This is a genomic window from Mycobacterium innocens (assembly GCF_900566055.1).
GTDB lineage: Bacteria > Actinomycetota > Actinomycetes > Mycobacteriales > Mycobacteriaceae > Mycobacterium > Mycobacterium innocens.
This window is the reverse complement of sequence record NZ_UPHQ01000223.1, coordinates 1-6,295: the sequence shown is the minus strand read 5'-3', so window position 1 is coordinate 6,295 and position 6,295 is coordinate 1. Positions and strand designations below refer to the sequence as shown.

The following is a 6,295-nucleotide window of genomic DNA, read 5'->3' as shown; positions in this document are numbered from 1 at the left end:
GGTTCATCTGGCCCATGGTGTCCAGCGAGGTGGCCTCGGCCAGACCGCTCCAGCCCGCGCCGGAGATGTTCTGCGAGGACGCCCACATCCGGCGGGCCTCGTCCTCAACCGTCTGAGCGTGCACCTCAAAGCGGCCCGCCATCGCGCGCATCGCGTGCGGGTCGGTCATGAAGCGTGCGGTCATGGTTTCTGTCTCCTTATCTCGTTATCTCGCAGTCTGCAGTTTTAAGAGTTCTAACACGTGATTGGTGCGGTGGTAGCCGCTTCGCGGAATACATTACGGCGCGCCGGTTAATTGCCGGCCTCAAACGAGTGACATATCCCCCTTTTCTTGGCCGGGTCTTATCGGGGTTACACGACGACCTGTTTGGGCATGACGGTTGACTTGAAGCCGTAGCGCGGCCCGGCGTACGCGCCGGCCCCCTTGGCGGCCGCCGCCATCCCGGGCATCCCGGCCATTCCGGAGACCGGTCCGGCTTCCTCCGGGACGCTCCAGCCGCTGCCGGACAGCAGGCCGGCGGTGGAAGCCGCCGCCGGTGTGGCGCTCGACCAGCTAGCCGGCACCGACAGGCTGCCGACCAGTGACGCCTCGCCCAGACCGGCCGAGACGGCTCCGGCCGCCGGTGCGACCGTTTCCGCCAGCCCCGCGCCCGCAGCGGCGGCCGCGCCGGCGGCACCCTCGACGGCTCCGGCGGCTGCCTCCGTCGGCGCGAGGGCGTTGGAGAGGAATATCGCATTGGGGATCGCGGCCATGACGAACCACGCCGCGGTGTTGATGGCGCCGTTCAATATGTTCGCCACCATCGGAATCCCGAGCAGGTTGTCGATGCTTTGCATGACTCCGGTCAGCCCGGTTACGTCGGCCACCGAGGTGAGCGGGGAGGCGAGGCTCATCACCGCGTTGGGCAAGTCGGTGATCAGACTGCTCAGACCAACCTGATTGACGGTGGCAGCCGCGGCGGCCTGACCGACCGCCGCCGACTGGGCTGCCAACCCACCCGGGTTGGTGCTCTGCGACGGCGTGGTCAGTGGGTTCAGTGTTCCCGAGCTCGCCGAGGAGGCCGCGTAGGCATACATGGCCATGGCGTCTTGGGCCCACATTTCCATGTAGTGGGCCTCGGTGGCCATGATCGCCGGCGTGTTGATGCCCAGGAAGTTGGTGGCGACGAGCGCCGCCAGCAGAGTCCGGTTGGCGGCGATGATCGGCGGCGGTACGGTCGCGGCAAACGCCGCCTCGTATGCCGCAGCGGACGCCATGGCTTGCGCGCCAGCGTGCTCGGCCGACGCGCCCGTATAGGTCAACCACGCTATGTAGGGTTGGGCCGCGGCGGCCATCGACAGCGACGCCGGGCCCAGCCACTGCTCGCCCGTCAGCAGCGTGACCACGGACTCGAAAGAGGCTGCCGTCGCGGACAACTCGGCAGCCAGGCCGTTCCAGGCTGCCGCGGCGGCCAGCAACGGTCCGGCGCCGGCGCCCGCGTACATGCGTCCGGAGTTGATCTCAGGAGGCAGCGCTGCGAAATCCATCGGTTCCCACCTTTTGAGTTAGTCTCACTCGTTGATTTGTGCAATTGCGCTGTGCGAAGCGCCTATACGCTCACCGGTTTTGGCATGACGATGGGTTTGACGCCGTAGCGCGGCGCACCGAAGCCGGCGCTGTTGCGCGCGGCCGAGGCCAACCCCGGCACGCCCGGGTAGAGCACGCCGGGAGCGGCTTGTGGGGCGGCGGCGGTCCAGCCGGCGCCCTGCAGCGCTCCGGCAGTTGTGCTCGAGACCAAGGTGGCCTGTCCGGCCCAGCTGGGCGGCACCGACAAGAGGCCGATCGACGACGCCGCGCCGACGCCGGCCGCGATCGAACCTTCACCGAGCGCCGCTTCGACGGCACCGAGTTCTCCCAAGGCGGCTTCCCCGCCGAGAAAGGAGTCGGCGGCAGCGGCCTCTTCGGCGGGTAGCAGTCCACCGCCTGCCAAACCGAGCAGGTTCGAAGTGGAGGATGCCCAGTTCCCCGTCCCGATGTTCATCATGTTGGCCATGCCGCCGTTGAACGAGTCCGGCATCATCCCGGTGGCGCCATCGATCATGTTCATCATGTTGGCCATGCCGCCGTTGAAGTCCGGCATCATCCCGGTGGTGCCATCGATGAGGCCGCCGATGCCCGACGTGAGTCCGGAGAAGGGCGAACCCGCCGCCGCCGAGTTGAGCGACTCGGTGGCGCCGTAGGTACCGGCGCTGAAACCCAGAGTGTTCACGAACATGTCATGCATGGCCGCAGCCTCGGCGCTGACCTGCTGGTAGAGGGTGCCGTACGCGGTGAAGAGGGCCGCTTGCAGCGCCGAAACCTCGTCGAGAGCCGCCGGAGCTATCGCAGTGGTAGGCGCGGCGGCGGCCGCGTTCTGTGCGGTCAATGAGCTGCCGAGTGCCCCTAGCTGCGTAGCCGCGGCTGTCAACTCTTCCGGCAGTATCTGCAGGAATGACATTGGTGCCTCCTATGTGAAACATGGCGACCTTTTGACTCCCCGGGTCAACCCTGTGTGTTTGCGTAACGACCCCTGTGTATTGGCGTAACGCTAACCAGCCGCGGCTCCACAGTGGCCGCCGAAAGCCATGGGGTGACAAACGTTTACGGCCTCTTAACGCCGACGCGGGCAGTTTTAACAAGCTCCTTGCGGGCGATACGGCAATGTCATATGACCCAGATGGGCGCCACTGCGGCTAGGCGCGCGGCGGGCGATCCTAGTCATACTCCGGCCGAGGCGCACGCTAGTGTTTTCTGAGTTCGTTTCCAGGAGGGGATGACTCGTGCCCGGCCGTTCGCGCGCTACATTCGCCGCCTTGGCCCCCATAGCCCAATTGGCAGAGGCAGCGGACTTAAAATCCGCCCAGTCTGGGTTCGAGTCCCAGTGGGGGCACGGAAGTTGGTGCAGCTCAGCGGGCAGTTTGACGGCTGATCGAGGTTCGTCACGCGGGCCTCCGGGGCCGCGGCGTCCACATCGCGTCCACATTTGCGACGCACTGGCGGCCATTCTCCCCAACGTCCCCCAACCGAGGTCCGAAGGTCAGTAGAGTCGCCGGACGTGGCGCCACTGCAGTCCATGCCTCCGCTTTCACCGCCCTTTAGCGACATGCAGGAATTCGGGCAACTGTGGCTTGACGGGGTAGCGTTCACCAAGAAGCAAGGCATGGATTTTGGCATTCTGTTTGACCGAGCCGTGGGTCACGCGCTCGCAACGATGCTCGGCGGCATACCCATCCTGACACCCAGCGCAAGGCAGCTGCAGCCATCAGAAGCCGACTGCGTCGAAGTCGGTCCTGTACGAATCGTAGGCGGCGTGCGCCCTCAGAACTTCGACGTCGGCTATCGACCGGACGGTCTTCGCATCGCGTACGACAGCAAAACGTTGAACGACAACGACAGCGTCGGCAAGAACTGGCAGAACATGGTCAACGACCTAGCGACAGAGGCGACGACTGTTCACACTCGGTTTCCAAGCGCTGTTGTGGCCTTCATCGTCGCTATCCCCGCACCATGCCTGGAACCAGGGCCGCGCACGAACGCGATCGTGGGAACCCTGACGCGACTAGGCGGACGCAAGCTTGTGGATGAGCCAGCCCATCGTGCCGAGGCGATGAGCCTCGTGTCCTGGGATCCCTCGACTGGACAGATTGATCCGGACCTGCCGGACGTGAACAGTCCGCTTCGGATTGAAAGGTTCAGCGAGGACCTCGGCGAGTCGTACTACGAACGCTTCCAGGGGCTTCCTCCCCACGCGACGTAACCAAACCGTGGGACGCGCCGCCTCAAAAGGTCCGCCCTGTCGGTTCTGACGCTAATACTTAACGCCATGACGATGTACCCGGTGAAGGTGGCAGCAGATGCCGACAAGGTGCGGGGCGGGTACTACACGCCGGAGCCAGTTGCCCGGTTCCTGGCGGATTGGGTCGCTTCGTCGGGCAGCAAACTGCTAGAGCCGTCCTGTGGTGACGGCCGAATCCTTCGTGAGTTGGCCCAGCGGAGCGGCCAGGCGCGCGGGGTCGAGCTTATTGCTGAGGAAGCGTCACAAGCGCGTCAGTACGCTCCTGTCGTGGCGAAGAGTCTCTTCGATTGGCTTACTAAGGCCCAACGCGGCAAGTGGGACGGCGTCGCTGGCAACCCGCCCTATATCCGCTTTGGCAACTGGCCCGCCGAACAACGTGACCCCGCCCTTGAGTTGATGCGTGCTGAAGGGCTGAAGCCCACCAAACTCACTAACGCCTGGGTTCCGTGCGTAGTCGCAAGCACCGTCGCAGTTCGCGATGGTGGCCGAGTGGGCCTCGTACTACCGGCAGAACTGCTCCAGGTGTCGTATGCGGCCCAACTTCGCGACTACCTGCTTGCGCAGTTCAGCGCAATTACGCTTGTCACCTTCGAGCGGTTGCTGTTTGAAGGCGTGACGCAGGAAGTCGTTTTGTTTCTTGGAGTTAAGGGCCCTGGTCCAGCAGAGATGCGCACAGTGCATCTAAGGGACGCAAGCGGTCTGATTGGCGCGAAGCTCGATGGTCCGGCCGCACCGGCCCTGATGCACGATCATGAAAAATGGACGAAGTACTTCCTCAAGCCGCGTCAAATTCAGCTGCTACGCAAACTTAGGAAGTCATCGGAACTAGGACTTCTAGGCGAGCTCGCATCTGTCGACGTCGGAATCGTCACCGGACGGAACAGCTTCTTCACTTTCTCCGACTCGGATGCTGAATCCCTAGATCTGAAACGGTTTTCGGTACCGTTAGTTTCACGAAGCGTCCAACTCTCGGGTCTTGTCTACGACGACCAATGCCGTGAGAATGACCTTGCAAGCAACCACCGCACATGGCTCTTGAATGCGCATGGAGACTGCACAGACCCGGCCCTTATGCGCCACATCAAATCCGGCGAAGCCGAAGGAGTTCAGTTCGGGTACAAGTGCTCATTGCGCACGCCGTGGTGGACTACACCGTCGATGTGGTCTCCGGACGTGTTCATGCTCCGCCAGATTCATGCCGCGCCTCGAATGACTGTGAATCGTGCGGAAGCGACCAGCACTGACACTGTCCACCGTGCTCGCGTCGCTCGCGGCGTTGATCCGGTCGCGTTAAGCACTGTGTTTCACAACAGTGCCACGTTCGCGTTCTCAGAGATCATTGGCCGCAGCTACGGCGGCGGCATTCTTGAGCTAGAACCGAAAGAAGCTGAGCTGCTACCGATTCCGTCGCCGGATTTGGCCACTCCGGACTTATCTTCCGATGTGGACATTCTACTCAAGGCAGGTGAGGTCATGAAGGCCGTGGACCTTGTTGACCAACATGTTCTCATTGAGGGCCTTGGGTGGTCTCCGAAACAGGTCGCCGACTGCCAGGCAGCTTGGATAGCACTAAGGGACCGGAGATTGGGTCGCCGGAAATTGAAGTGAGCGTAGGCCTAAAGCCTACGTTTGGAGGTGTTGGTGATCGATCTCGTCTTGAAGTGGAGCCATCGGCGCCAGCCGGACACTATTGAACGACATCGCGAGGTCGCGTCCGGTCGGGGTTCCGTTTGGTGGAGCCGCGCAACCTACAACGAGGATGCTGTTGGTCTAGGCGGCGCGTGGCTGGAGCAGCTGCGTGCCCAGATCGCAGGGGACAAGCGAACGCTCGTGTTTCTGCATAGCAGCTCTGGCGGGACCTGGCAGACACAGTTGCTAGACATCACGACCGACAAGAGCGAGGTCAACGGCGACCTCATACCGTCGTATTACGACCCCTCCGATCATCACAACTTGTGGGTCAACCTGACTGACTTTCACGAGATCGATCCCGCGTTGTTGACCGAAGGTTATTTGCTGGCTCGGACCGGACAACCCCTCACGGCCAGAGGGCTGAACAACCAGACACCGCTGATCCTGCAGAGACGAGACGGGACCTACTAGCCGCTGCGCCTCCGACCAAGCTCCGCCACGTTCGCCGAGACGGATACAACACCGCGCCCGACCTTCGGTGCTGCCTGTTCGTCTTCGTTGATGTAGTCCGCGTAGGTGGTTAGCGTCAGTACGAAAGTTGAGTGCCCCAGCCACTTCGACACCTGCATGTAGTGCTCGCCAGCGGACAGGTTCATCGTGGCGAAGCTGTGGCGCAAGTCGTGGAAGCGTACGGAGCCTAGGCCAGGCCTAGGCTCAATGGCGGGTAGTTAAGGAAGCGGCTGTTGGGTCAAGTGTGACACGCGGGGCATGTGAGGCTATTGCGGTGATATAGGGGCAGCTCCTGGTAGAAGAACGATCGCCAAGATCAAAACCTTCTACCGAGGAGC

The 6,295-nt window shown here is 62.8% G+C and carries 6 protein-coding genes, 1 tRNA gene and 1 pseudogene; 4 read left to right on the top strand and 4 right to left on the bottom strand.

The window, feature by feature from the left end; all coding sequences use genetic code 11:
* The 3 genes from EET03_RS21345 to EET03_RS21335 form a co-directional block, all read right to left on the bottom strand.
* On the bottom strand, nucleotides 1-184 hold a 184-nt coding region (locus tag EET03_RS21345), incomplete at its 3' end, for a WXG100 family type VII secretion target (protein ID WP_136625743.1).
* A 167-nt stretch (nucleotides 185-351) separates the two neighbouring features.
* Complete coding sequence (locus EET03_RS21340) at nucleotides 352-1,527, bottom strand: PPE family protein (RefSeq protein ID WP_075541968.1); 1,176 nt, start codon at nucleotides 1,525-1,527, stop codon at nucleotides 352-354.
* A 62-nt stretch (nucleotides 1,528-1,589) separates the two neighbouring features.
* Nucleotides 1,590-2,477: a PPE family protein, SVP subgroup gene (locus EET03_RS21335; RefSeq protein ID WP_099193719.1), complete on the bottom strand. Its 888-nt coding sequence runs from the start codon at nucleotides 2,475-2,477 to the stop codon at nucleotides 1,590-1,592.
* 358 nt (nucleotides 2,478-2,835) lie between these two features.
* Here EET03_RS21335 and EET03_RS21330 point away from each other — a divergent pair.
* The 4 genes from EET03_RS21330 to EET03_RS21315 all read left to right on the top strand — a co-directional run bounded on the left by EET03_RS21330 (nucleotide 2,836) and on the right by EET03_RS21315 (nucleotide 5,918).
* Nucleotides 2,836-2,909 (top strand) — tRNA-Leu (locus EET03_RS21330).
* A gap of 165 nt (nucleotides 2,910-3,074) precedes the next feature.
* Complete coding sequence (locus EET03_RS21325) at nucleotides 3,075-3,776, top strand: hypothetical protein (protein WP_244232472.1); 702 nt, start codon at nucleotides 3,075-3,077, stop codon at nucleotides 3,774-3,776.
* Between the two features lie 66 nt (nucleotides 3,777-3,842).
* Nucleotides 3,843-5,423, top strand: coding sequence for an Eco57I restriction-modification methylase domain-containing protein (locus EET03_RS21320; protein WP_075541970.1), 1,581 nt, complete (start codon nucleotides 3,843-3,845; stop codon nucleotides 5,421-5,423).
* 33 nt (nucleotides 5,424-5,456) lie between these two features.
* The gene (locus tag EET03_RS21315; RefSeq protein ID WP_136625742.1) at nucleotides 5,457-5,918 is read left to right on the top strand and encodes a hypothetical protein; all 462 of its coding nucleotides are present in this window, start codon (nucleotides 5,457-5,459) and stop codon (nucleotides 5,916-5,918) included.
* Here EET03_RS21315 and EET03_RS21310 read toward each other — a convergent pair.
* Nucleotides 5,915-6,151 (bottom strand): annotated as a pseudogene (locus EET03_RS21310) (tyrosine-type recombinase/integrase); the annotation flags it as partial. The gene EET03_RS21315 and the pseudogene EET03_RS21310 overlap by 4 nt on opposite strands.
* Between the last annotated feature and the right edge of the window lie 144 nt (nucleotides 6,152-6,295).